The sequence below is a fragment of the Prevotella sp. RM4 genome, from assembly GCF_000701965.1.
GTDB lineage: Bacteria > Bacteroidota > Bacteroidia > Bacteroidales > Bacteroidaceae > Prevotella > Prevotella ruminicola.
Genome location: NZ_JNKG01000009.1, coordinates 302,377 through 328,671, shown reverse-complemented (window position 1 = coordinate 328,671; position 26,295 = coordinate 302,377). Strand labels below are relative to the sequence as shown.

The 26,295-nt window shown below is 49.1% G+C and carries 18 protein-coding genes and 1 tRNA gene; 13 read left to right on the top strand and 6 right to left on the bottom strand.

Features of this window, described 5'->3' with window-relative positions; all coding sequences use genetic code 11:
* Window positions 1-3: 3 nt before the first annotated feature.
* Entirely contained in the window at window positions 4-456 is a 453-nt protein-coding gene (locus tag T499_RS14225; protein ID WP_157054579.1) for a hypothetical protein, read from the top strand.
* A gap of 51 nt (window positions 457-507) precedes the next feature.
* Here T499_RS14225 and T499_RS0109395 read toward each other — a convergent pair whose 3' ends face one another.
* The 4 genes from T499_RS0109395 to folP form a co-directional block, all read right to left on the bottom strand.
* A complete protein-coding gene (locus T499_RS0109395; RefSeq protein ID WP_033150755.1) occupies window positions 508-1,701 on the bottom strand; it encodes an acetate kinase in 1,194 nt (397 codons plus the stop codon).
* A 64-nt stretch (window positions 1,702-1,765) separates the two neighbouring features.
* On the bottom strand, window positions 1,766-2,776 hold the full coding sequence (pta, locus tag T499_RS0109390; protein ID WP_033150754.1) for a phosphate acetyltransferase: 1,011 nt from the start codon (window positions 2,774-2,776) through the stop codon (window positions 1,766-1,768).
* A gap of 39 nt (window positions 2,777-2,815) precedes the next feature.
* Window positions 2,816-3,598: a diadenylate cyclase CdaA gene (cdaA, locus tag T499_RS0109385; RefSeq protein WP_013064034.1), complete on the bottom strand. Its 783-nt coding sequence runs from the start codon at window positions 3,596-3,598 to the stop codon at window positions 2,816-2,818.
* A gap of 2 nt (window positions 3,599-3,600) precedes the next feature.
* Entirely contained in the window at window positions 3,601-4,401 is an 801-nt protein-coding gene (gene folP / locus T499_RS0109380) for a dihydropteroate synthase (RefSeq protein ID WP_013064619.1), read from the bottom strand.
* An 87-nt stretch (window positions 4,402-4,488) separates the two neighbouring features.
* Between folP and murF the strand changes: the two genes are divergently transcribed.
* From murF to T499_RS0109345, 7 genes are all read left to right on the top strand, one after another.
* Window positions 4,489-5,820 carry a UDP-N-acetylmuramoyl-tripeptide--D-alanyl-D-alanine ligase gene (gene murF / locus T499_RS0109375; RefSeq protein ID WP_033150753.1) on the top strand — a complete coding sequence of 444 codons (1,332 nt, stop codon included), beginning with the start codon at window positions 4,489-4,491 and terminating at the stop codon, window positions 5,818-5,820.
* A gap of 73 nt (window positions 5,821-5,893) precedes the next feature.
* Window positions 5,894-6,733, top strand: a complete 840-nt coding sequence (locus T499_RS0109370; RefSeq protein ID WP_052173590.1) for a hypothetical protein — start codon at window positions 5,894-5,896, stop codon at window positions 6,731-6,733.
* Window positions 6,711-8,765, top strand: a complete 2,055-nt coding sequence (locus T499_RS0109365) for a hypothetical protein (protein WP_157054578.1) — start codon at window positions 6,711-6,713, stop codon at window positions 8,763-8,765. Before T499_RS0109370 ends, T499_RS0109365 begins: the two co-directional genes overlap by 23 nt.
* A gap of 90 nt (window positions 8,766-8,855) precedes the next feature.
* A tRNA-Pro gene (locus tag T499_RS0109360) sits at window positions 8,856-8,928 on the top strand.
* 167 nt (window positions 8,929-9,095) lie between these two features.
* Complete coding sequence (locus T499_RS0109355) at window positions 9,096-10,940, top strand: 2-oxoacid:acceptor oxidoreductase subunit alpha (RefSeq protein WP_033150813.1); 1,845 nt, start codon at window positions 9,096-9,098, stop codon at window positions 10,938-10,940.
* An 81-nt stretch (window positions 10,941-11,021) separates the two neighbouring features.
* Window positions 11,022-12,026, top strand: coding sequence for a 2-oxoacid:ferredoxin oxidoreductase subunit beta (locus T499_RS0109350; RefSeq protein WP_013064854.1), 1,005 nt, complete (start codon window positions 11,022-11,024; stop codon window positions 12,024-12,026).
* Window positions 12,027-12,224: 198 nt separating this feature from the next.
* Window positions 12,225-13,730 carry an SLC13 family permease gene (locus tag T499_RS0109345; RefSeq protein ID WP_033150751.1) on the top strand — a complete coding sequence of 502 codons (1,506 nt, stop codon included), beginning with the start codon at window positions 12,225-12,227 and terminating at the stop codon, window positions 13,728-13,730.
* Between the two features lie 121 nt (window positions 13,731-13,851).
* On the opposite strand, the gene upp is transcribed toward T499_RS0109345, so the two are convergent.
* Entirely contained in the window at window positions 13,852-14,508 is a 657-nt protein-coding gene (gene upp / locus T499_RS0109340; RefSeq protein ID WP_033150812.1) for a uracil phosphoribosyltransferase, read from the bottom strand.
* 77 nt (window positions 14,509-14,585) lie between these two features.
* On the bottom strand, window positions 14,586-16,106 hold the full coding sequence (locus tag T499_RS0109335; RefSeq protein ID WP_198021279.1) for an AraC family transcriptional regulator: 1,521 nt from the start codon (window positions 16,104-16,106) through the stop codon (window positions 14,586-14,588).
* 245 nt (window positions 16,107-16,351) lie between these two features.
* Here T499_RS0109335 and T499_RS0109330 point away from each other — a divergent pair, with 245 nt between their 5' ends.
* From T499_RS0109330 to T499_RS0109310, 5 genes are all read left to right on the top strand, one after another.
* Window positions 16,352-19,462, top strand: a complete 3,111-nt coding sequence (locus T499_RS0109330; RefSeq protein ID WP_033150750.1) for a SusC/RagA family TonB-linked outer membrane protein — start codon at window positions 16,352-16,354, stop codon at window positions 19,460-19,462.
* Window positions 19,463-19,498: 36 nt separating this feature from the next.
* On the top strand, window positions 19,499-21,250 hold the full coding sequence (locus tag T499_RS0109325; protein WP_084163050.1) for a RagB/SusD family nutrient uptake outer membrane protein: 1,752 nt from the start codon (window positions 19,499-19,501) through the stop codon (window positions 21,248-21,250).
* A gap of 40 nt (window positions 21,251-21,290) precedes the next feature.
* Entirely contained in the window at window positions 21,291-22,679 is a 1,389-nt protein-coding gene (locus tag T499_RS0109320) for a DUF4960 domain-containing protein (protein ID WP_028912046.1), read from the top strand.
* Between the two features lie 12 nt (window positions 22,680-22,691).
* Window positions 22,692-24,290, top strand: a complete 1,599-nt coding sequence (locus tag T499_RS0109315) for a glycoside hydrolase domain-containing protein (protein WP_033150749.1) — start codon at window positions 22,692-22,694, stop codon at window positions 24,288-24,290.
* 321 nt (window positions 24,291-24,611) lie between these two features.
* Window positions 24,612-26,270 (top strand): glycoside hydrolase family 32 protein, encoded by a 1,659-nt coding sequence (locus tag T499_RS0109310; protein ID WP_033150809.1) that lies wholly within the window; start codon window positions 24,612-24,614, stop codon window positions 26,268-26,270.
* The last annotated feature ends 25 nt before the right edge of the window (window positions 26,271-26,295 follow it).

The window sequence follows — 26,295 nt, the reverse complement described above, 5'->3', positions numbered from 1 at the left end:
TTGATGGTAAGCGCACAAACCAGCGAAAAGCCCGCCAGGAGTATCTCTGCAGAGTTTCTTGGTGCACACTTAGGATATGGCATCAACTACGACTCGCGATTTAAAGGTAACGAAGGTACTGGCTATCGAGTTGGATTAAGCTATTCCCATCTTTTTCCAGGACAAGACCAAGAAACGCATGGTGTGGCCGTCCCTTTAGAACTAAACTACCTCTTCGGTAGCAAAGTATTGAAATTTGAGCTGGGAGGCGGTAGCACGGTTGGCTACTATCATACAAGAAATTTTGCGACTGCCCCTGATCACCCAGAGGAAATAAAAAATCGTATCGGTTTTATTCCATTCCTGAATGCTGGTATCAGATTACAACCTAAGCGTGGCCTAACACTACGACTGGGAGTTACCCCCATCTGGGCCATATTTCCATACCCCTACGTCAGCGTAGGCTATGCCTTTTAAACAACAATCCCCGCCTGTTGGGCGGGGATTGTCATATTATTATAAGCTAAATTACTTCAGCAGATTCATAGTGTCGGTAGCAATCATCAGCTCCTCGTCGGTTGGGATGACAACAACCTTCACCTTTGAGTCATCGGCAGAGATAATAGCCTCTTCGCCACGAACGTTGTTCTTCTCGTCGTCGAACTTCACACCCAGGAACTCCAGGCCCTTGCAAACCTCAGAACGCATAGAAATCTGGTTCTCGCCAACACCAGCGGTGAACACAATCACATCAACACCACCCATGGCAGCAGCATAAGCACCGATATACTTCTTAATACGATAGAAATACATCTGCTGAGCCAGTACAGCCTTTGGCTCACCAGCCTTAGCAGCGTTCTCTACGTCGCGCATATCGCTCGAGCCACCAGTGATACCAGCTACACCACTCTTCTTGTTGAGCAGGTCGCTCATACCATCAGCGTCGAGACCGAGTTTCTTCTCGATGAAGGTAACAGCACCACCGTCGATATCACCAGCACGAGTACCCATTACCAGACCCTCGAGTGGGGTAAGACCCATTGAGGTATCAATACACTTGCCATCCAGAACAGCAGCGATAGAACCACCATTACCGATATGGCAGGTAATCATCTTAGTACCCTCGGCCTTGATACCCAGGAACTCGCAAGCACGAGCTGATACGTAACGGTGAGAGGTGCCGTGGAAACCATAGCGACGCACACCGTACTTCTCGTACAGCTCGTAAGGGATAGCGTACATATAAGCCTTAGCAGGCATGGTCTGATGGAAGGCGGTGTCGAACACACCAACCTGAGGCAGACCTGGCATCAGCTCCTTAACAGCATTAACACCCTTCAGGTTAGCAGGGTTGTGCAGGGGAGCCAGATCAGAGCACTCCTCGAAAGCCTTCAGAACCTCGTCGGTGAGGATAACTGACTTATTGAATTTCTCGCCGCCATGCACCATACGGTGACCTACAGCGTCGATCTCCTTCAGATCTTTGATCACACCGATTTCGGGATCGGTAAGCAGAGAGAAGATAAACTTAACACCCTCGGTATGCTCGGGGATATCGTGCATAATCTGCTTCTTCTCGCCATTGGCCAGCTTCACCTTTACAAAGGCATTGTCTAAGCCTACACGCTCAGCACCACCACTGGTCATCACGCTCTTATCGTCCATGTTGTACAGGGCGTACTTGATAGATGAAGAGCCACAATTCAATACAAGAATCTTCATATTTAATGTTTAATCTTTTAATCGTTTCTTTAGTACGCTTGCCTAAGCAAGAATGTTTAATGTATTACTTCTTGGCATCCATTGCCTGACAAGCTGTGATAGCAATCATGTAGTAGATGTCATCAACAGAGCAACCACGCGACAGGTCGTTTACAGGACGTGCGATACCCTGCAGGATAGGACCGATAGCGATAGCATCGCCCAGGCGCTGAACCATCTTATAACCAATGTTACCTACCTCGAGGTTAGGGAATACCAGTACGTTAGCCTTACCAGCGATATCAGAACCAGGAGCCTTCTTAGCACCTACTGATGGAACCAGAGCGGCATCGGCCTGCAACTCACCATCAATCTTGAGTGCTGGATCGAGTTCCTTAGCCAAACGAGTAGCCTCAACTACCTTATCTACTACCTCGTGCTTAGCTGAGCCCTTAGTAGAGAAGCTGAGCATAGCCACACGTGGCTCAGCAAAACCAGCCACGCTCTTAGCAGTCTGAGCGGTGCAGACAGCAATCTGTGAGAGCTGAGCAGCATCTGGCATTGGGGTAACAGCTACGTCGCCAACTACCAATACGCCATCCTCGCCATACTGCTTCTGCTTAGAGATGAGCAGCAAACCACCACTTACACAGGTGATACCAGGCTGGCACTTGATAATCTGCAGGGCAGGACGCAGTGTATCGCCAGTAGTAGAGAGTGCACCAGAAATCTGACCATCGGCACCTTCTGTCTTGATAATCATACAACCCAGGTACAGAGGATTCTTAATGAGCTTACGAGCCTCCTCGATAGTCATACCCTTGCTCTTGCGAATCTCAGCCAGCTTCTCAGCAAGCTCTTCGCTCTTGTCGTAGTTTTCAGGGTCGATCAATGTTGCCTTACCAATGTTGGTGAGTCCCTTCTCCTTAGCCAGAGCCTCAACCTTAGCAGGGTTACCAATCAGGATGATGTCGGCGAGGTCGTCGGCCAGAGCCTTATCGGCTGCACAGAGTGTACGCTCCTCTTCTGCCTCAGGGAGCACAATGCGCTGCTTATCACTTTTAGCACGCGCTACAATTGAACTTAATAGATCCATAACTTTGATTTGTTTTAAAATGTTATATATATGAATTCTTTATTGTTCTAATTCTTTGGTGAGGATACTCTCCAGTTCCTCGGCCGAGAGACGCAGATGGAACTCGCCTTTAACAGCGACAGAGATACCACCCGTTTCCTCGGATACAACGATGGCCACAGCATCGCTCTCTTGCGATACGCCCATGGCAGCACGGTGTCGCAAACCCAACTCCTTTGGGATATCCATATCGTGACTTACCGGCAGGATACAACCTGCGGCCTTGATACGTTTCTTGGATACGATCATGGCACCATCGTGCAAGGGTGAGTTCTTAAAGAAGATGTTCTCGATGAGTCGCTGATTGATATTGGAGTCGATCTGATCGCCGGTCACAGCTATCTCGTCGAGTGGCATCGCACGCTCTATCACGATGAGCGCACCTACCTTGCCACGACTCATATTCATCGATGCCATCACAATAGGCATGATAATCTCCTTAAGTGCCTTCTTATCATCTTCGCCCACATCCCTTGATGTAAATAGTTTGGCAAATGCCCGCATACGACGGTGGGCACCTACGTTATAAAGGAACTTACGGATTTCGTCCTGGAAAAGTACGATGAGCGCGATAACACCCACACTCACCAGCTTATCAAGTATCGAGCCAAGCAACTTCATCTCGACCACCTGCGACACGAACAGCCACGTAATCACAAACATCAGAATGCCTATGAACACGTTAAGCGAACGCGATTCGCGCATCAGCCTGTAGATGTAGTAAAGTATCATAGCTACAAGCAGGATGTCGATGAAGTCCTTTATGCCAAACTCGAAGAACATGTTTATTTTGCGATTTGACTATTTAACGATTGCACCATTTTTACGCATTCTACGGCCTGACGTACATCGTGCACTCGGAGGATGTGAGCCCCCTTCATGAGCGAGATGGTGTTAAGCACCGTAGTACCATTGAGCGACTCCATAGGCGTAGTACCCAAGAGTTTAAAAATCATCGACTTACGCGAGATGCCTACCAACAGGGGCAGTTCCATCACGTGCAGACGCTCCATCTGGTTCATAATCTCGTAATTCTGCTCCAGCGTCTTACCGAAACCAAAACCAGGATCAAGAATGATATCGCAAGCACCACAATCACGCAACTGCTGTACCTGTCGGGCAAACGACATCAGCATGCTTTTCAGCGTGGGCTGCTGCGACATTAATATATAAGGTACGCGTAAGCGCGACACTAACCGGTACATGGTCTCGTTGCCTTCGCTCACATCGTTAATGATATCTGCACCAAACTCCTCAACCGTCATATGGGCCACATCGGGACGGAACGTATCTACCGAAATAATGGCATCGGGCAACTCACGACGGATAATCTTCAAGCCAAAACGCAGGCGCTCCATCTCCTCGGCCTCCGACACCTCGGTGCCACCAGGACGGGTAGAATAGCCACCCACGTCAATCATGCTGGCACCTTCATCGATAATCTGATGACAACGCTGCACAATTTCAGCCTCAGTCTGCACTCGGCTCCCTGCATAAAAAGAGTCGGGCGTAACGTTCAGGATTCCCATCACCTGCGGGGTGCTGAGATCCACTAATTTGCCTCGAATTTGAATCGTTTCGTTCATATCGCCCACAAAGATACACATTTTTTTTGGATTAAGAATCCTGAATTAAGAATTTTCACTATCTTTGCACCAAAAATAACGAAGTTTATGGATATTAAGGAACTATACAAGCTGTATGAGCAGCATCCGTGCATCACAACCGATAGTCGTGACTGCCCCGAAGGAAGCATCTTTCTGGCACTGAAAGGTGAGTCGTTTAATGGTAATAAGTTCGCCTTGCAGGCACTCGAAAAAGGCTGTGCTTATGCCATCGTAGATGAAGACGTGGCCAACGATCCCCGCATCATCAAGGTTGACAACTGTCTGCAGACTTTCAAGGACCTGGCCCGCGAGCATCGCCGCCAGTTCGATATCCCCGTAATCGGTATCACAGGCACCAACGGCAAGACCACCACCAAGGAGCTTATTGCCGCTGTGCTCTCACAGAAATACAATGTGCTCTACACCCAGGGCAACTTTAACAATGATGTAGGTGTACCCAAGACGCTGTTCCGTTTGAACAAGGAGCACGAAATAGCCGTGATTGAGATGGGTGCCAGTCACCCTGGCGACATCAAGACGCTGGCTGAGACCGCTGAACCTACTTGCGGACTGATTACCAACGTTGGTCGTGCCCACTTGCAGGGCTTCGGCTCGTTCGAAGGTGTGATTAAAACAAAATGCGAACTTTACGATTTCCTGCGCAGTCGCGAGGACAGCCTTATCTTTATCAATGCCGACAACGAGCACCTGATAGATCAGATTAGCGACGACGAGGAGATGTGGTTATCACCCTACTCTACCGATCCCGACAACCAGTACTCGTGCATCAGCGGCGAGGTATTGGAGTGCAACCCATTCCTGAAGTTCCGTTGGCGCGAGCCTTTGATGGTACTCGAAGAAGAAGGTCGCAGCACCAAGTGGCACAAGGTACAGACCAAGCTGATTGGATCGTACAACATCGACAACCTGTTGGCAGCCATCGCCGTAGGTATCAACTTTGGTGTAGATCGTAAAAAGATTGTAGCCGCCCTCGAAGCCTACGAGCCATCCAACAACCGCAGTCAGATGACCGTTACCGAGAAGAACCATCTGATAGTAGATGCCTATAATGCCAACCCCTCATCAATGCAGGCTGCCCTCGAGAACTTCAAGATTATGCAGGCCGACAACAAGATGGCCATCCTTGGTGCCATGCGTGAACTCGGCGAGGTATCGGCCGAGGAGCACCAGCATGTGGTTGACTACCTGAAAACATCGGATATCAAGACTGTATGGTTGGTAGGCGAAGAGTTCGAGGACACCCAGTGCGACTTCCGTAAGTTTAAGGATGTAGAGGAGGTAAAAGCCGCCATCGCTGCCGAACAGCCAACAGGCCATTACATTCTTATCAAGGGTTCAAACAGCACAAAGCTCTATCAACTGCCCGAACTGCTGTAAGACATTGATCATTGAAGTTTAGGCTTTGAACTTTAAAGGTTGCACGCTGTGGGCTATTCTGCTGGGGCTACTAATGATTAGTTGCGGAAAGCAGAGATATCAAGACGAGAGCCTTGAGCAGAGTAATGGTGTGTACTACTGGCGCACCGACTTGCATCTCGATTCTACCGAGCGTGCCTTCTTAAAGCAACACCATATTAATAAGGTATATTGCAGATATTTTGATGTAGTGATGAGCGATGATGGCACTGAGCCCAAGCCCAATGCCACCATCGCTTTTACTGATACATTACCAGCCGGCATCGAGCTCATACCCATCGTTTATATTACCGAGGACTGTATGCACAAGCCCCACAAGGACCTGGCCGAAAAACTGGTGAAACGCATTATGCAGATGAACGAGACCAACCACATCGGCAACGTTCACGAGATACAGATTGACTGCGATTACACCTCAAAAAGTCGCGCCACGTACTATCAGTTCCTCGAAACCATCAAATCACAACTGTCAACTATCCACTATCAATTGTCAACTACCATCCGACTGCACCAGCTATCAATGCCCGTGCCGCCTGTGGATTATGGTGTGCTGATGGTTTACAACACGGGCGATCCACGTAAGTGGCAGGAACGAAATCCCATTCTCGACTATCGCGATGTGTATCCATACCTTAACAAGCTGGCCCAGTATCAGTTACCCCTTGCTGCAGCCTACCCCGTTTACCAATGGATACGCAACATACAGAACGTAAGGATAGAGCATACCGTTGAGGCGGCCGAGATATTGAAAGTAAAGAAAGCCTTAGAAAAAGAGCGCCCCAGCCTAAGCAAGGCTGTCATTACCTATCATTTGGAAACAGATAACATTAACAGATATAAGACCGAGACCTATGAAGAGATTTATCATCATTAGCCTTTTATGTGTACTCGCCATGCCCATGATGGCATGCTTGTGGTGGGACACCACCAACTCCTATCTGTTCAGCATGTACGAGCAGAAGAACTTTAAGAACCGTGTGGAGCGTATCTGCAACGACAACTGGAAAGCCTATCTCGGATCTACCGAGGAGTACTTCTGGTTTAATGCCGACGATGCCATCAAGGCCGCCCGAAAGAAAGGCGATGTCCTGATGGTGAGCTACCTACAGAACCTGAAGAAATACCTGAACTGCGTAGATATTGAACAGCGCAAGCAATACGAGTGGAACTACCCCACTCCTCAGGACATAAACGCCCAGAAACGCGACCTGCAAACGGTACGCACCTATGCCATTGGCAAAACCAAGACCAAACTGCGCTCGCAGCATGCCTTACTCTATATGCGCTGCAACATGATATTGGGTCGCCATCAGGACAACATTAACTTCTGGGAGCAAACAGCCAGCAAGTTCATCGAGACCGTATATAAGGATATGATGAAGAACATCTATGCCGGTGCCCTGTATAAGAGCGGTCGCACAGCCGAAGCTGGCGAGATGTTTGCCGAGATGGACGACTACGAGAGTTTGATGACCATCTATTATAAGAAACGCTCGTTCCAGGCCATCAGTCAGCAATACCAGCAGAACCCCAATGCCAAGGTGCTGCCATTCCTGTTGCAGGACTTTGTAAACAATGCTCAGGAAGCTGAAGATGCCAAGACCGAAGGAGCTTTGGGCGGTAAGCTCTTTATCCGCGACATCAACCAGCAGGAGTCGGCTCAGATGCAGCAGTTCTGTCAGAAAGTGGTACGCGAAGGTAAAACCGAAACACCCATTATGTGGCAGAGTGCGAAGGCCTGGCTCGAATACCTGGCAGGCAAGAAACAGGAAGCCCTGAAAGACATCAACACCGCCATGCAAATGGAAGGTACCCAGCGTATGAAGGATAATGCCCGCGTGTTGAAATTCTTCATGACTACCGCCACAGCTAAACCCAGCGACAGTTTTGACACGTATTTTACCGAAGAGCTGACATGGCTGCAGTCTAAACAGCAAACAGCCGACGGATTCTTTGACAGTGCATTGCGACGAATCTCGTATCAGGCTATCGTGCCCCACTATCAGAACAAACCCGAGCAGCAGTTGGCGCTGATGATTATCACCAACAACACCGATTACATCGAGCGTATGGAGACCATGCCTGTGGCCGACCTGGAGAAGTTTTTCTATTACACCAAGGCACCAGGCGACAAGCCCTTCGACCAGTTCCTGCAGCGCCAGTTCCAGATCAACGATTCATCGTACATCGAGCTCATCGGCACCAAGTACATGCGCTTAGCCAAATGGGACAAAGCCATCGAGTGGCTCAGCAAACTGCCCCTGACATACTTTAACTATCACCACAGTCAGGAATACCTTTATTATTCTACAGCACGCAAGTACGATGTTGAACCTTGGCTAACACGCCAGTGGCTTGATAGCAGCAATGCCTACAAGCGCGAGCAGAAGTGGAACAAAAACATCAAACTCGAATTCTGTAAGGAGATGCAGACCATGGAAAGTTCGCTGAACCTATTGCAAGACAAAGCTCTCGACCAGCGTTATTACAACCTGGCCGTACGCTATGCCCAAGCCAGTTTGAAGGGCGACTGCTGGTGGCTGCTCCGCAGCTCGAAGAACATCTACGACTCGGTACGTGTAAACGAGATTGACTTTGGCGCTAAAGCTGCGGAGCTGTTGCAGAAGACAACCATGACAAAGGATAAGAACCTGAAGTTGAAGGCTATGTTTGCCATGGGCTGGCAGGAACTCTATAACGCCACACCAGGTGCCAAGCTGTGGACCAGCAATGAATGGAACGAGCAGGCAGCCGACTATATCAGGCAGTATAACCGCGAATCGTGGCAGTTCCGCGCCTTCCAGAATCTGTACAATATGGTTGAGATTATGACCAACAAACCAGCGTACATTACCAAGTGCGATGAGTACGACCAGTTCCGTCAATACTACAGTAAGCATAAATAAGGGATTTAGTAAAAATTATCCCTTTTCGTGCACGTATTTCAAAAAATAGATGTACCTTTGCAGGCGATTCTTCGGAATCACCCGCAAAATCGGGATGTAGCGCAGTTGGTAGCGCACTACGTTCGGGACGTAGGGGTCGGGCGTTCGAGTCGCCTCATCCCGACCTAGAGCAAGAGAGGTGACTGTGTAAAACGGCCACCTTTTTTATGGCTTTATGTATAAATTTTCGTCCAGAAATGCATTTTTTTGCGTTTTTCCTTGGATATTCCGCTAAAATTGAATAAATTTGCACCCCGTAAGTTAGAAACGTTAGAAACAAAACTGAATATTATGGCAGAAACATTGGAAGTGAAGGAGCTTGACCAAGTGGTTGTACGCTTCTCTGGTGACTCCGGCGACGGCATGCAGCTTGCTGGAAACATCTTCTCTACGGTCAGTGCCACCGTTGGTAACGGCATTTCAACATTCCCCGACTATCCAGCCGACATCCGCGCCCCGCAAGGTTCGCTCACTGGTGTATCAGGTTTCCAGGTACACATCGGTGCTGGTAAAGTTTACACCCCTGGTGACAAGTGCGACGTGCTCGTAGCCATGAACGCAGCCGCGCTGAAGACACAGTATCGTTACGCCAAGCCCGGCGCAACGATTATCATCGACACAGACTCATTCGGTCCTAAGGATCTGGAGAAGGCCCAGTTTGCTACCGAGGATTACCTCGGCGAGATGGGTATCGACCCCGACCGTGTGATCCAGTGCCCTCTCACTACCATGGTTAAGGATTGTCTGGCCGACAGCGGTATGGACAACAAGGCTATGCTGAAATGTAGAAACATGTTCGCGCTCGGATTGGTTTGCTGGCTCTTCGATCGCGACCTGAACCTCGTAGCTAACTTCCTGCGTGAAAAGTTTGCCAAGAAACCTGCTATCGCCGAGGCTAACATCAAGGTGATTCAGGCTGGTTGGGACTACGGTCACAACACACACTCAAGCGCTATCAATGTTTATCGCGTAGAAACCAAGGAGAAGACTCCTGGACGCTATATGGATATCACCGGTAACAAGGCTACCGCTTACGGCTTCATCGCTGCTGCCGAGAAGGCTGGTCTGCGCCTTTACTTAGGTTCTTATCCTATCACTCCTGCAACCGACGTGCTGCACGAGCTCAGTAAGCACAAGTCGTGCGGTGTCATCACCGTACAGTGCGAGGATGAGATTTCGGGCTGTGCCTCGGCTCTCGGTGCTTCGTTCGCCGGTGCACTGGGTGTTACCTCAACCTCTGGTCCTGGTGTTTGCTTGAAGAGCGAGGCCATGAACCTGGCTGTGATTATGGAGTTGCCACTCGTAGTACTCGACGTACAGCGTGGTGGTCCTGCTACTGGTCTGCCAACCAAAAGTGAGCAGACCGACCTGCTGCAGGCTCTGTTCGGACGTAACGGTGAAAGCCCCATGCCTGTAATGGCTGCTACCAGTCCTGCCGACTGTTTCGACGCTGCTTACCAGGCAGCCAAGATGGCTTTGGAGCATATGACACCAGTAGTACTGCTTACCGATGCTTATATCGCAAATGGTTCTGGTGCCTTTAAGTTGCCCGAGATGGCTAAGCTCGATGCCATCAATCCTCCTTATGTTCCTGAGGAGCTGAAGGGTAAGTGGACACCATACATGCGTGCCGAGAACGGAACCCGCTACTGGGCTGTTCCTGGTCGCGAGGGCTTTGCTCATATCCTGGGTGGACTGGAGAAGGACTCTAACACAGGCGCTATCTCTACCAACCCAGAGAACCACGATCTGATGACTCGTCTGCGCCAGCAGAAGATTGACAATATCCAGGTGCCCGACCTTGAAGTTGACGGCGATGCCGATGCCGACCTGCTGATTGTTGGCTTCGGTTCCACCTACGGTCACCTGCACTCAGCTATGGATGAGCTGAAGGCTAAGGGCTACAAGGTAGCTCAGGCTCAGTTCAAGTATCTGAACCCACTGCCAAAGAATACTGCCGATGTCATGAAAAAGTACAAGAAGGTAGTTGTAGCCGAGCAGAACATGGGTCAGTTGGCTGCTTACCTCCGCATGAAGGTTGACGCCTTCGTACCTTACCAGTTCAATCAGGTAAAGGGCCAGCCATTCGTAGTAGAAGAACTTGTAAATGCGTTTGAGGAGATCATAAAAAAATAATTAGCAACGGACTACAGGACTAAAACGACTTTACAAAAATAGTCCTTAAGTCCTGTAGTCCTTGCAAAAAATATAAAAAGTATGGAATATACAGCACAAGATTTTAAGAAAGGCCAGCCTCGTTGGTGCCCTGGTTGCGGCGACCACTTCTTCCTGGCTTCACTCCATAAGGCTATGGCCGAGATTGGCGTAGCTCCCGAGAACGTAGCAGTCATCTCTGGTATCGGCTGTTCAAGCCGTCTGCCACACTATATGGCTACCTACGGCATGAACACCATCCACGGTCGTGCCGCTGCCATCGCTACCGGTGCTAAGGTAGCTAACCCCAACCTGACTGTATGGCAGGTATCAGGTGATGGTGACGGACTGGCTATCGGTGGTAACCACTTTATTCACGCCAACCGTCGTAACATCGACCTGAACATGATTCTGCTCAACAACCGTATCTACGGTCTTACCAAGGGTCAGTACTCTCCTACCTCACCCCGTGGCTTCGTATCTAAGTCGAGCCCTTACGGTACCGTAGAGGATCCTTTCCGTCCTGCCGAGCTTTGCTTCGGTGCCCGCGGTCACTTCTTTGCCCGTTGCGTGGCTACCGATGCCAAGGGTACTGTTGAGGTTCTGAAGGCTGCTTACGAGCACAAAGGTGCCAGCGTAACAGAGGTTCTGCAGAACTGCGTAATCTTCAACGACCATTGCCACGATGTAGTTTACAACAACGAGGGTCGTAAGAAGAACGCCATCTATGTAAAGCACGGTGAGAAGTTGGTATTCGGCGAGAACAACGAGTTCGGACTGGTACAGCAGGGCTTCGGACTGAAGGTAGTTGAGATTGGCAAGGATGGCTACACCATCGACGATGTACTGGTACACGACGCTCACTGCGAGGACAACACTCTGCAGCTGAAGCTGGCTATGATGACACCTGAGGATGGATTCCCCATCGCTCTCGGTGTAATTCGCGATGTAGAGGCTCCTACCTACAACGATGCCGTTCATGCACAGCTGGCTGAAGTAGCTGCTCAGAAGAAGTATCACAACTTTGAGGAGTTGCTCGAGACCAACGACATCTGGGAGGTTAAATAACCTCTAAATTACCCACGAGTTTTGCAAACTCCACATATCAATCATCCCCATGGCAAATCGTCGTGGGGATGATTTTTGTGTAAAAATACACTCATTTATCGTTTTTTCTCTCAACTATAAAACTAATTTCTCAATAAATGATTATCTTTGCGCTCGATTTTTACTTAAAACCAAATATTAAATAATAACTTATAACATATGTTTCACATTTACGAAGGATTTCATCTTGTTGAGGCGTATCACAAAATGCGTCACAATCGTAAGTACTATCCTGCCGATGGTACCAAACGAGCTATTAAGATTGCACTTGTAGCTCTCATTACTCTGTTACTTTGGAATATGCCTGCCGAATGGTATGGCATCCAGAACCTTACCGTCATTCAGCAGCGCATCATCGCTATCTTCGCGTTTGCTACACTCATGTGGGTTTTCGAGGTTGTCAGCTCGTGGGCCACTTCGGTAGCCATCATTGTGTTGATGCTTCTATTCTGCACAGACAGTGGTATCCTACCCATGGTGAACGAAGAAGAAGTAGGTAAGTTGCTTAGTTACAAAGGTGTGATGGCCACCTTCGCCGACCCAGTGATTATGCTGTTTATCGGTGGATTTGTGCTGGCTATTGCTGCCACCAAGACCGGTCTCGATGCCCAGTTGGCCAAGGTGCTGCTGAAGCCTTTCGGCACACGCAGCGAGATGGTGCTCTTAGGATTCCTGCTCATCACCGGTTTGTTCTCGATGTTCGTATCTAACACAGCTACAGCTGCCATGATGCTGACATTCCTCACACCTGTGTTCCACCAGCTGCCTCCCGAGGGTAAGGGTCGTGTAGCCCTGGCCATGAGTATCCCTGTAGCTGCCAACCTGGGTGGTATGGGTACCCCTATCGGTACACCTCCAAACACCATCGCCCTGAAATACCTGAACGATCCTGAAGGTTTGAATATGGGTCTGGGCTTTGGTCAGTGGATGATGTTCATGTTCCCACTTGTTATCCTGCTGCTGTTCATCAGCTGGCGCATCCTGCTCAAGGCATTCCCATTCACACAGAAGACGATTGAGCTGAACATCGAGGGTGGTATGAAGAAGGGTTTCCACTCTAAAGTGGTTATCATCACCTTCTTTGTTACCGTAGCTCTCTGGTTGCTCGACCGTGTTACTGGTATCAACTCATATACTGTGGCTATGATTCCCTTCATGGTGTTCGCCCTGACAGGTGTGATTACCAAGCGTGACCTGGAGCAGATTAACTGGAGTGTGATCTGGATGGTGGCCGGTGGTTTCGCACTGGGTTACGGTCTGAACGCTTCGGGACTGGCAGCTAACGCTGTTGAGAGCATCCCCTTCGGCGAGTTCTCACCACTGCTCATCCTGTTGATGGGAGGTGCTATCTGCTACCTGCTCAGTAACTTCATCTCTAACTCAGCTACTGCAGCACTGCTCATGCCTATCCTGGCTATCGTTTGTGGTGCCATGGGCGACAAGCTGGCTCCTATCGGCGGTACACCAACCGTACTGATCGGTGTAGCCATCGCAGCCTCATCGGCCATGATTCTGCCTATCTCTACCCCACCAAATGCTCTGGCATTTGCTACAGGCTATGTGAAGCAGAATGATATGGCAAAGATGGGTATTGTAATGGGTATCATCTCTATGGTATTAGGCTTCGGTCTGGTTTACCTGATGGGAACACTCCACTTGATTTAATTCTAGATTTTTAGGCACGGATTACACGGCTTAAATAAAATTTAAGACACGGCTTTAGTTGCGATGCTAAAGCCGTGTCTTTTTATAAAAAAAAGCTGTGTAATCCGTGCCTATAAAAAAACTACAGTTTCTCGCCGTAGCACAGGTCGCCACAGTCACCGAAGCCTGGAACGATATACTTATGCTCGTTCATACCTGGGTCGATGGCGGCACACCAGATGGTAGAGCCATCGGGAAGCGCACTTTTCACAACCTCAAGTCCCTCGGGTACAGCAATCACACAAGCCACGTGAATCTTCTTGGGTTTGCCTGTCTTTACCAAAGCCTCGATACTGGCAGCCATCGAACCGCCCGTAGCCAGCATAGGATCAACAATTACCAGTGTTTTGCCCTTGGCACTTGGTGCAGCCAGATACTCGGTATGCACGCCCACCTCGGTATGCTCACGGTTGGTGTACATACGATAAGCCGATACGAAAGCATTGTCGGCATGATCGAACACATTGATAAAACCCTCGTGGAAAGGCAGACCGGCACGCAATACAGTGGCAATCAGCAGGTCTTCCTTTGGCAGCTGGATATCGATAGTGCCCAATGGTGTTGTAATGGTCTTGGGACGATACTCCAGAGTTTTCGACAACTCGTAGGCCATCATCTCGCCCACACGCTTGATATTATGACGGAACAACAGACGGTTCTTCTGATAGTTCTTGTCTCTCAGCTCCGACATGTACAAATTGATAACCGAATTGGTTTTGCTAAAATCTACTACTTCAATCATATACTTACATTTTTGCGGCAAAAGTACAAATTTAAAATGACAGTGACAAGTTTTAATAGGAAAAACATGCTGAGTTAGGACAGATCGGAAGGACTGATTCCAAATTCATCCTTGAAACACTTGGTAAAGTAGCTGGGGGCGGTGAAACCAACCTCGTAGGCAACCTCGGCGATGGTCTTATCGCCTTTTACCAGTAACTGATAGCCGCGATTCAATCGGGCAGAACGCAACAGCTCGACAGGCGACGAACCAGAGATGGCCTTAACTTTACGGTACAGCTGTACACGACTCAGGTTCATGGCAGCTGCCAAATCATCAATAGTCAGATCACTATCGGAGAGACGGGCCTCGACCACATCCTTGAAGCGCACAATGAATAGCGGTTCCTTGGCCGATTCAGCAGCCTCATCTTCGGGTTGAACGACGGGCTGTGCAGCCGCAGGCCGTACCGGCTCAGCTGGTGCCTTCATGTTCCACAGGTTATTGACAATACGCTCGCGCTGGGCCGACACTCTGGAACGATGATAGAGAATAAAGAGTACTAATATAAGTACCAGCAATGCCAACAAGACGAGTGCCAGCAACGAGATGGTGCGCTGTGTTGACAGTTGTTCAAGATAGCTGGCGGCCTTTTTCTGAAGTTTAATCAGATTATGCGCCTGGCGCACCACTTCGTCGCTTTCGAGTAACAGCACCGTAGCATTATCGCGGGTTACCAAAGCCGAGGTAAACAAGGTTTCTCTTGGATATTCTTTGCCATCGAGGATGTCGAGGGCCAGTTGTAGCAGTTGGTCGCCATGTGTAGGATAGATATACGAGGCATCGAGGAGCGAATCGCGCACCTGTTGGATACCACCATCAGGTCCTGGCAAGGCATCGATACCACAGAACATGGGCAGTTTGGCGCCTCGTTCTTCGAAGGCCTTACGGGCCCCAATAGCAGAGCGATCGTTATGTCCGAAAACCAGATCGATACTATTCATATCGCCCTTCCAGTTCTTAACGGCCTGATAAGCCGTCGGCTCAGTCCAGTCGCCTTGTAACTCAACCACCACCTTAATATCAGGATAGGCAGCCAAAGCCACATGGAAGCCATTATAACGCTCCTCGGCAGGCGATGAACCTTTCAGTCCTTTCACTTCCATTATCTGCCCCTTACCACCAAGTTGGGTAGCGATGTATTCACCCATCAGGTGTCCCATCTCGTAGTTATCAGCACTCACAAAGGCAGAATATTTTCGCGAGTCGGTTTTACGTTCGAACACGATAACGGGGATGCCCTTATCGTAGGCACGGTCGATAGCAGGCGACACCGTCGAGAGCTGGTTGGGAGCCACAATCAGCAGATTGATACCACTTTCCACCAGACTGTCTATCTGGTTGCTCTGAAGTTCAGAATCGTCGTGAGCAGCAGTAAAACGGAGTTCTACACCCTCATGAAAGTTGGCCTCCATTCTCATCTCGGCGTTCTGCCAATCACGCCATATATCCTCAGAACATTGTGAAACACCTATTATATATTTAGGCTCGTTTTGCTTGCAACCCATCAGCAGGACTGCAGCTAACGTAAGAAGGTAAATTGATAAGTTCCTCATAATTGTTTTAAGCTTTCTGTCGGCAAATATAAAAAAAAGTTCTGATATACAAGACATTCTTGCGTAATTTTTGTATATTTGCCAACAAATACTAACAAAAAACGTTCATTTGATAACAAATATGATACATTGAAACAATTTTTGAACGTGATGAACGATATTTTAACGCTGTACAGACTATACATTAGTATTTTTGCAGCAGAAATTTAAAATCAAATGAGTACTAACAATTAAAACGATCAACAATGGAACAACTAAAGAAAATGTTTCTGAGTTTTGCACTCTTGCTGATGAGTACTATAATGTACGCGCAGACAGAGATCAGTGGTACGGTGGTCGACGCTACAGGAGAATCGGTCATCGGTGCTACAGTAAAGGAGAAGGGGACCACGAACGGTACAGTAACCGATTTCGATGGAGCCTTCACCATCAAAGTGAACGAGAATGCCACTCTGGTTATCTCGTACATCGGCTACCAGACACAAGAGGTACCTGCGAAACAAGGTATGAAGGTAACTATGAAAGACGACAGCGAACTTCTGAAGGAGGTTGTGGTAACAGGTTATACCACCCAGCGCAAGGCCGATCTGACGGGTGCCATCTCGACCGTAAGCGTAGACGAGATTGCCAAGCAGAACGAGAACAACCCAATGAAGGCACTGCAGGGTCGTGTACCAGGCATGAATATCACAGCCGATGGTAATCCTTCGGGTGCTGCAACGGTCCGTATCCGTGGTGTAGGAACCCTGAACGACAACGATCCACTTTACATTATCGACGGTGTGCCCACAAAGGCTGGTATGCATGAGTTGAACGGTAACGATATCGAGAGCATCCAGGTGCTGAAGGATGCAGCCTCTGCCAGTATCTATGGTAGCCGCGCCGCCAACGGTGTGATCATCATCACCACCAAGAAGGGTAAGGACGGCAAGGTAAAGGTGAACTTCGACGGCAGTGTGGCCACCTCGTTCTATACTAATAAGATTGAGACCATGAACGCCAGCGAGTGGGGACGCGCATACTGGCAGGCTTGCGTGAACGATGGTGTGAACCCAAGCAACAATAACCTAGGATACAACTACGACTGGAGCTACGACGCTAAAGGCAATCCCGTACTGAACCGTATGACTATGAATATGTATCTGGACGAGAACGCCAGTGTACGTGCAGGTGATACAGACTGGTTCGATGAGATTACGCGCACAGGCGTGGTACAGCAGTACAACCTCTCGGTAAGCAACGGCTCGGAGAAGGGCAGTTCATTCTTCAGCATTGGCTACTACGACAACCAGGGTACCATTAAGAAGAGTAACTTCAACCGTCTGTCGGCTCGTGCTAATGCAGACTATAAGCTGTTCGATGGCAAGGTAGTGATTGGTGAGAACTTCACCATGAACCGTACCAAGGGCAATGACGCTCCTGGCGGAGTGCTGGAGCACGCACTTGAGTTTAACCCTAACTTCCCAATATGGGCAGAGAACGGTAAATATGCTCAGGCACTGGGTGCCTACTCTGAGCGCGAGAACCCTCTGAGCATGATTGATAATAACAAGGACAACGAATACACACAGTGGCGCTCATTCGGCGATGTGCACCTGAGCATCACCCCATTCAAGAACTTTATGGTTCGCACCACACTGGGTATGGACTATACACAGAAGGAGCAGCGCTTCTTTACCTACCCTATCGAAAATGGTAAGGTTAAGCGTACCGATAGCGCTGTTGAAAGCAAGCAGGAACACTGGATGCGCTGGATGTGGAACGCCATTGCTACCTATAATCTTGAAATCGGCAAGCATCGCGGCGATGCCATGATTGGTACAGAGGTGAACCGTCAGGACTATAAGTGGAATAGTGCCAAGCGCTATGAACTGGCTATTCTGAACACCGACTATATGTGGCCAAGTGCTGGTGCAGGCAAGCAGTTAGCCGAAGGTTCAGGCGAAGGATTCAGTCTTCTGTCATTCTTCGGTAAAGTGAACTACACCTACGACGACAAGTATCTGGCATCTGTCACCATCCGTCGCGACGGTTCGAGCCGATTCGGTAGCAACAACCAGTATGGTACATTCCCATCAGTATCAGCCGGTTGGCGCATCTCAGAAGAGAAGTTTATGGCTAAGACAAAGAGCTGGCTCGACAATCTGAAACTTCGCTATTCTTGGGGACAGACTGGTAACCAGGAAATCTCGAACACTGCACGATATACCCTCTACAAGAGCGTAGTATCTACAGGACTCTGGGGCAGCGGTCAGGCTGGTTCTTCATACGACATCAGCGGTAAGAACGGTGGTTACGACCTGGCTAACGGTTATGTACGCAATCAGCGCGGTAACGACGACATCAAGTGGGAAACCACCACACAGCATAATATAGGTATTGATTTCGCTATCCTGCGAAACGAAATCTACGGTAGTTTCGACTGGTTCAACAAGAAGACCACCGACATTCTGCTCTTCATGGAAGGTATCGCTGCTATGGGTGAAGGATCTGGTCAGTGGATCAATGCCGGCGAGGTTAAGAACAACGGTTGGGAACTGAGCATTGGCTATCGCCACCAGTTGGAGAACGGTTTTTCGTGGGATATCAACGGAAACATCAGTAAGTATGTGAATGAGATTACAAAACTGCCTGAGACAGTAGCTGCCAACGGTAAGTATGGTGGTAACGGCGTGAAGAGTGTTGTAGGTCATCCTATGTTTTCACAGGTTGGCTACATCTACGACGGCATCTTCAAGAGTCAGGAGGAGATTGACAATCATGCCACACAGGAAGGTGCAGGACTGGGCCGCATCCGTTATAAGGATCTTAACGGCGATGGCATCATCACAGAGGCCGATCAGGACTGGATATATGACCCAACACCCGACTTCACTTGGGGTCTGAACATCTACCTGCAGTACAAGGACTGGGATATGACCATGTTCTGGCAGGGCGTACAGGGTGTTGATGTAGACTGTCGCGGATATAAGTCGCAGACCGACTTCTGGGCCAACTCTGCCATCAACGTTCCTTATCTGAACAAGGGTAAGCGTGCACTCGACGCTTGGAGTCCAGCTAATCCTGGCAGCAATATCCCTGCCCTCACCACATCAGATACCAACAACGAGGGTCGTGTATCATCTTACTACATTGAGAACGGTTCGTATGCCAAGCTGCGCACCATACAGCTGGGCTACAACCTGCCCAAGAAGGTTACAGAGAAACTACACATGGACCGCATCCGTGTATATGCCTCGGCTCAGAACCTCATTACCATCAAGAGCGGCAAGTTTACTGGTGCCGATCCTGAGAACCCTGGATTCAACTATCCTATACCTCTCAACCTTACATTTGGTGTGAACGTAGGATTCTAATTGAATTGATAAATGAAAATTGATAATTGAAAATTGATGATTATGAAAACAATATATAGATCAATCTGCGCAATCTGCGTCATCTGTGGTTTCATGAGCTGCTCCAACTTCCTGGAAGAGCAGGTACCACAGGCCACACTGACACAGGACGAGGTGAAGAACCCAGAATATATAGACAATGTGCTGATATCAGCATATGCCGGACTGGTTTCGATTGAGGATATGAACGCTTCGTTCTCGCTCTGGAACTATGATACACGCTCGGACGATGCATACGTAGGCGGTTCCGACTTCTCGGATGGTGAACCATTCCACCGCTTGGAAAAGAGCACTGGCGTGATGACTACCGACTGGCCTTTCAGCTCGATTTGGACACGTTTCTACAATTATCTGAGCCGCGTAAGTCTGTCGCTCGACATTCTGGCCAGCGCCGATCAGGAGAACGCCACCATCAAGCAGCGTACTGCCGAGATGAAGTTCCTGCGTGCTTACGGACACTTCCAGCTGAAGCGCCTATTTAAGAAGATTCCATTCGTGAACAAGCCCAACATGACGGAAGAGGACTACAACAACCTTTCGAACACGGAATACACCAACGACGAGGGCTGGCAGCAGATTATCAACGATCTGGAGGATGCCTACGCCGTACTGCCTGTTACCCAGGCCGACAAGGGACGCCCCACAAAGGCTGCATGTGCCGCATTCCTGGCTAAGGTTTATCTCTATAAGGCTTATCATCAGGACGATGCCAACAGCAATCAGGTGACATCTATCAGCGATGCCGACCTACAGAAGGTGGTAGAATACACCAATCCATCCATCTACACTGCTGCCGGCTATGGTCTGGAGCCCGACCTGCACAATAATTTCCGCCCTGAGGAGCAGTATGAGAACGGCAAGGAGAGTATCTGGGCCATCCAGTACTCAAGAAACGATGGTACCGTATATGGTAACCTGAACTTCTCATACCGTCTGATTGTACCATGTATTCCAAAGGTACACGACTCTGGTTGCGATTTCTACAAGCCATCGCACAATCTGGTAAGTGCCTATCGCACCAACAGCGACGGTCTGCCAATGCTTGACACCTTTGCCGACGAGGAATATACCGTTGGTTCAGCACAGACTGTAGATCCACGACTGTTCGTAACAGTAGGCGTTCCAGGTACACCATATATGTTTAACCCAAGCTTTATGATTGCCGAGAACAACGCTTGGAGCCGCAGTGGTGGTACATTCGGATACTTTGTATCGCTGAAGCAGAATGTTGATCCTGCACTGACAGACAGCTATCTGTATCTGTGCGATTCACAGTGGGCAAGTTCGATGAACCGTATCGTCCTACGCTATGCTGACGTTCTGTTGATGCGTGCTGAAGCACAGGCTCAACTGGGACAGACTTCTGAGGCTATCGCCCTGGTAAATCAGGTTCGTGAGCGTGCAGCAGGTATGGCTACAAGCAGCGTAGTATCCAACTATTCTAATAAGTATGGTGTACACTATGCAGTAGGTAAGTACAGTGGCAGCTACAGCAAGGACGAGGCCATGAAGATAATAAAGATGGAGCGCCGACTGGAGCTGGCTATGGAGAGTGAGCGTTTCTTCGACCTGGTACGTTGGGGCGATGCAGCTACAGTACTCAACAAGTACTACTCTACAGAGAGTGAGAAGATGAACTTCCTGAGCGGATCGCAGTTTACAGCCAACAAGAATGAGTACCTGCCTGTACCATTCGAGCAGATGGCAGCATCTAACGGACACTACACTCAGAACTGTGGACAGTGGTAAGAAACGAATTGATAATTGATAATTGAAAATTGATAATTATATGAAAACGATATATAGCATTATCTGCGCAATATGCATCGTATGCGGGTTCACCGCCTGTAACGATGACCATACAGGCAGCATCGACGTGAGCGGTTCATGCCTCGTTGAGAAGTTCGTCCTGAACGGACAATATGAAGGTACCATTAATACTGAGAAGCGACTGGTAAAAGTAAAAGTGCCCGTAGATTTCGCCCAGAAGGGTGATATGGAGATAACAAGTCTGACAGTATCTGCTGGCGCACAGACCAATATGAAGGTGGGCGACCACATCAACTTTGATGCCGATCGCAATCTTCACATCAGCAATGGCGACTTGGTAATGGACTATCAGGTAAGCGTACGTAACGACGAGGCCTTGATGTCGCTCTTCATACTTGAGGGTGTGAAAGGTGCCATCAACCAGCAGGACAAAACTATCACCGTAAGCGTGATGGCTAACAGCGGTATCGACCTGAGCAATGCTACCTTCGAGGTTGAATGCAGCGAGGATGCCACATGTAGTCCAGCAAGCGGCACTAAGGGCAACTTCACTGAGCCATTCCAGATTACACTCAACGATAATACTGCTACCACAGTTTATACGGTTTACGTAACACTGATTGAGGATCCTATCGCACTGTTCGTTGGTGATGCTGAGAATATCGAACTGCTGAACGATGAGGAGAAGGCCGCTGCCAAGTGGCTCACTGGTAACATCGCAAGCGCTGCCTACGCATCGTGGAGTGACGTGGCCAGCGGTAACATCTCGCTCGAGAAGTGTAAGCTGATATTCTTCCACCGTCATTGCTCTTCATACGGCAACTACAACGGATTTGCAGAGGCCGAGCAGGGTGCCATGACAGCCCTCTCTAAGATGAAGGAACTCTGGCAGCGCGGCGTAGGATTCGTATTGGGACGTTCGGCCGTGAACTATGCCATTGCTCTGGGCGCTATGCCTGAGGACGCTTATCCAAACAATGTTTGGGGCGGCGGAGGCGGCGAAGGCTCCGACCTGATGGGCGACGATCCTTGGCACACATGGGCCTACGACGCTGCTCACCCACTATGGAAAGGACTCACCACCTATCCAGGAGCACCTGAAAACGCCATCTACACACTCGACAATGGCTACACCATCTGTAACACCACATCACAGTACGGATTCTGGGATACCTATCAGGATGGTAAGGATGCATTCGAGGCCAAGACTGGTGGACGCGCACTGACTGGCGACAACAGCGTGAACGCCTGGGAGTTGAAGAGTGCTAACGGCGAATTTGGCAAGGGTGGTATCATCTGTCTGGGCTCAGGCCTCTACGACTGGAACTCTCCTACTCCATACGAGTCGATCTATCACGAAAACATGGGCAAGATTATGCTCAACGCATTTGATTATCTAACAAAATAAAAACAGAAAGTTATGAAGACAATGATATATTCAGTATTCGCACTCATGCTGTCAGCCTCTGCGCTGACGGCGTGCAGCGACGAGGAGTTCAACGGCGATCCCGCTAAGGACTGGAACGGCACAACCACATTCTTCGCTTCGACTGATGCTGCCGGCTTTGGCACATTCTATACACCAGCTGTTGGCCGTGTAGGCGACCCAATGCCTTTCTACGATCAGAAGAGTGGCGACTTCAAGGTGCTCTACCTGCAGGAGTTCATCAACAACATGACTTATCGTTTCCACCCCATCTGGGCTGTATCTACCAAGGATGGTGCTAACTACGAGTCGATGGGCGAATTGCTGGCATACGGTGCTAACGACTATCAGCAGGATGCAGCACTGGGTACAGGTTGCGCCTATGAGAAGGATGGCACATATTACATCTACTATACTGGTCACAACGGCAACTGCAAGAACCGCGAAGTGGTGATGCGTGCTACATCTACCGACTTTAAGACCTGGACTAAGGATGAGCTTTGGACTCTGAATGGTCCTGACTTTGGCTACTCAGGTAATGACTTCCGCGATCCACAGATATTCGTGGCCGACGACAACCTCTATCACATGGTTATCTCTACCTATCCTAATGGTGGTGGCGACCCTGTATTTGCAGAGTTCAAGTCGAGCGACATGAAGAACTGGGAGCATGTAGGTCGTATCCGTATGATCTGGGACCGCATGTTGGAGTGTCCTGACATCTTCAAGATGGGCAACTACTGGTACATCGTGTTCAGCGAGAGCTATCGCGCCAGCTGGAGCCGTAAGGTGAAGTACATGGTAGCCTCAACCTACGAGGAGCTGAAGAGTTGTTTGAACGACGGACCAAAGTGGGCTCCTGACGGACACGAGGGCGTGCTCGACAGCCGTTCGCTCTATGCCGCCAAGACTGCTTCTAACGGCACCGACCGTTACATCTGGGGATGGTGCCCATTCCGTTCTGGTAGCGATATTCACGAGAAGAACACCAACGTAGGTGCTGGCGACGGCAACGAGCCCAACTGGAGTGGCGCATTGGTTTGCCACAAGATTATCCAGCACAGCGATGGAACACTTACTCTGGGTGCTGTGCCTGCAATGGCTGCCAAGTACAATCAGACTGTTAATGCTACAGTGATGGAATCGAATGGCTACAACAGTGGTTCACTGAGCGGCGATGGTGCCTACGTGCTCTACAACCGTCTGGGCACATCCAACCACATCTCATTCACCGTAAAGACTTCTAACGTCTGGGATAAGTTTGGTGTATCGTTCGTACGTGGCACAGATTCTAAGAAGTACTACACCATCGTAGTGAACCCCGAGGACGATAACCACCGCAAGCTCAATTTCGAGCAGGAAGGCGAAGAAGGCAAGGGCTTCATCGAGGCTGCTGACGGCTACTGGTTCGAGCGTCCCGCCGACAACGTGTACAATATCGACATCTACACAGATAACAGCGTTCTGACACTTTACATTAACGATGTATGTGCCTACACCCAGCGCATCTACGGCATCCAGAAGAACTGCTGGAGCATCAACAACTACGGCGGCTCAATCACAGTTAACGATGTGAAGGTAAGCCAGCAATAAAATCTAGCAAATGGTTAAATGTTAGTTAGTAATAAGGTAATAGATTGGTTTTGAGTAAGAACGGTGCGGCTCATGAGAGTCGCACTTTTTTTATTAAGTGTAGTATTTGCAAAGTACCTAGAAAACAATTGCACGCCAGGTACTTTGCAATTGAAAAGTAGTTAGAGAATTAAACCTTTCAATTATCGTTCATTGCATATAAATTTGTTGCAATGAACGATTTTTCGTAGGAAATGTAACATAAATTATAGGATATAAATATGATTTATAGTACATTTGCAGCAGAAATCTAAAATCGTACAACAAAAAATGAATAGCAAAATGAGAAAAACGGTAATGATGATGGTGACAGCCGTGCTTACCTCTGCATCGGCAATGGCCCAAGTAACACCTATGGTACTGGGCGAAAAGCATGCCATGCTGCGAGTGGAACAACCAACCAAGTACTTACTGCTGCCCGTACAGGAAACTGAGGACATTGCAGCAATAGCTGTGGTAAACGGGAAGAACGAGATGGTGCAGCGCATCAATGTGAAGTTGGCAGTAGATCGCGTAGACTATTATGTGCCCTATGAACTGAAAGATGCCCAGCTGCTCGACATCGAGTTTCATGGCGACCGCCGTCTGAAAGGTGCCGTAGGCGAATTCGCCTGTTGGAAGGAAATCAAGTATAGCGATACCTTCGACACCACCAATCGCGAGCGCTTCCGCCCGGTTTATCATCATACACCAGTATATGGTTGGATGAATGATCCTAACGGTATGTTCTACAAAGATGGTGTTTGGCATCTCTTCTATCAGTACAACCCTTATGGTTCACAATGGGAGAACATGCACTGGGGCCACTCTACGTCGAAAGACCTGGTGCATTGGGAAGCACAGCCACAGACATTCGAGCCCGACTGGTTAGGCAGCATCTTCAGTGGCTCATGTATCACCAACGGAGATGATGTAGTAGCCTTCTACACCTCAGCCGGTCACCACCAGACACAGTCGATGGCCATATCAAAAGACGGTGGAATGACATTCAAGAAATATGAAGGAAACCCTATACTGACCAGCGACAAGCCCGACTTCCGCGACCCCAATGTATTCTGGTTTGAAGGCACCAAACGTTGGATCATGATTCTGGCAGTAGGTCAGGAGATGCAGCTCTACTCGTCAGAGAACCTGAAAGACTGGAAATACGAGTCAGCTTTCGGTCAGGAGTATGGCAATCACGGTGGCGTATGGGAGTGTCCCGACCTGATTCAGATTGGCGACAAGTGGGTGCTTATCTGCAACATCAACCCCGGAGGCCCCTTCGGCGGCAGCGCCACACAGTACTTTGTGGGCCAGTTTGACGGACATAAGTTTACCTGCGAGTCGATGCCTAAGGTGACCAAGTGGATGGACTATGGCAAGGATCACTATGCTACCGTATCGTTCTACAATGCACCTGAGAACCGCCATGTAGTACTGGCATGGATGAGCAACTGGCAGTATGCCAACCAGGTGCCAACCAAGCAGTATCGCTCGGACAACAGCATTCCTCGCGACCTGGGACTGTTTAACTTTGGCGAGGAGACATACGTAAGCGTAGTACCATCGAAGGAGATGCTGGCTATGCGTGGCGCCAAAGTGAGGAAGCCTACTGAGGCTTGCGAGATAGTGGTTGACATGAAGAATCAGGCGGAGATTGTGCTCTCGAACTCAATGGGCGAAGAGGTTGTGATGGTTTACGACGGACAGCGCCAGAGCTTCAGCATGGACCGCACAAAGAGTGGCGACGTGAGCTTCAGCGAAGCATTCGCATGCACAACTATCGCGCCCACCTATGGACATATCAAACAGCTGCGATTGTTTATCGACCGCTGTTCTATCGAGGCCTTCGATGCAGAAGGAAAGATGGCAATGACAAACCTGGTATTCCCATCAGAACCTTATAATAACATAAAGGTGAAGGGCGGAAAGGTGACCATATATGAGATTAAGAAGTAAGAATTTAGAATTTAGAGAATATATA

What these genes read in the sequence shown, in the direction of transcription:
- T499_RS14225 (WP_157054579.1), top strand. Translation starts at nt 4, where the DNA reads ATGGTAAGCGCACAAACCAGCGAAAAGCCCGCCAGGAGTATCTCTGCA.
- T499_RS0109395 (WP_033150755.1), bottom strand. Translation starts at nt 1,701, where the DNA reads ATGAAGATTCTTGTATTGAATTGTGGCTCTTCATCTATCAAGTACGCC.
- pta (WP_033150754.1), bottom strand. Translation starts at nt 2,776, where the DNA reads ATGGATCTATTAAGTTCAATTGTAGCGCGTGCTAAAAGTGATAAGCAG.
- cdaA (WP_013064034.1), bottom strand. Translation starts at nt 3,598, where the DNA reads ATGTTCTTCGAGTTTGGCATAAAGGACTTCATCGACATCCTGCTTGTA.
- folP (WP_013064619.1), bottom strand. Translation starts at nt 4,401, where the DNA reads ATGAACGAAACGATTCAAATTCGAGGCAAATTAGTGGATCTCAGCACC.
- murF (WP_033150753.1), top strand. Translation starts at nt 4,489, where the DNA reads ATGGATATTAAGGAACTATACAAGCTGTATGAGCAGCATCCGTGCATC.
- T499_RS0109370 (WP_052173590.1), top strand. Translation starts at nt 5,894, where the DNA reads ATGATTAGTTGCGGAAAGCAGAGATATCAAGACGAGAGCCTTGAGCAG.
- T499_RS0109365 (WP_157054578.1), top strand. Translation starts at nt 6,711, where the DNA reads ATGAAGAGATTTATCATCATTAGCCTTTTATGTGTACTCGCCATGCCC.
- T499_RS0109355 (WP_033150813.1), top strand. Translation starts at nt 9,096, where the DNA reads ATGGCAGAAACATTGGAAGTGAAGGAGCTTGACCAAGTGGTTGTACGC.
- T499_RS0109350 (WP_013064854.1), top strand. Translation starts at nt 11,022, where the DNA reads ATGGAATATACAGCACAAGATTTTAAGAAAGGCCAGCCTCGTTGGTGC.
- T499_RS0109345 (WP_033150751.1), top strand. Translation starts at nt 12,225, where the DNA reads ATGTTTCACATTTACGAAGGATTTCATCTTGTTGAGGCGTATCACAAA.
- T499_RS0109335 (WP_198021279.1), bottom strand. Translation starts at nt 16,106, where the DNA reads ATGAGGAACTTATCAATTTACCTTCTTACGTTAGCTGCAGTCCTGCTG.
- T499_RS0109330 (WP_033150750.1), top strand. Translation starts at nt 16,352, where the DNA reads ATGGAACAACTAAAGAAAATGTTTCTGAGTTTTGCACTCTTGCTGATG.
- T499_RS0109325 (WP_084163050.1), top strand. Translation starts at nt 19,499, where the DNA reads ATGATTATGAAAACAATATATAGATCAATCTGCGCAATCTGCGTCATC.
- T499_RS0109320 (WP_028912046.1), top strand. Translation starts at nt 21,291, where the DNA reads ATGAAAACGATATATAGCATTATCTGCGCAATATGCATCGTATGCGGG.
- T499_RS0109315 (WP_033150749.1), top strand. Translation starts at nt 22,692, where the DNA reads ATGAAGACAATGATATATTCAGTATTCGCACTCATGCTGTCAGCCTCT.
- T499_RS0109310 (WP_033150809.1), top strand. Translation starts at nt 24,612, where the DNA reads ATGAGAAAAACGGTAATGATGATGGTGACAGCCGTGCTTACCTCTGCA.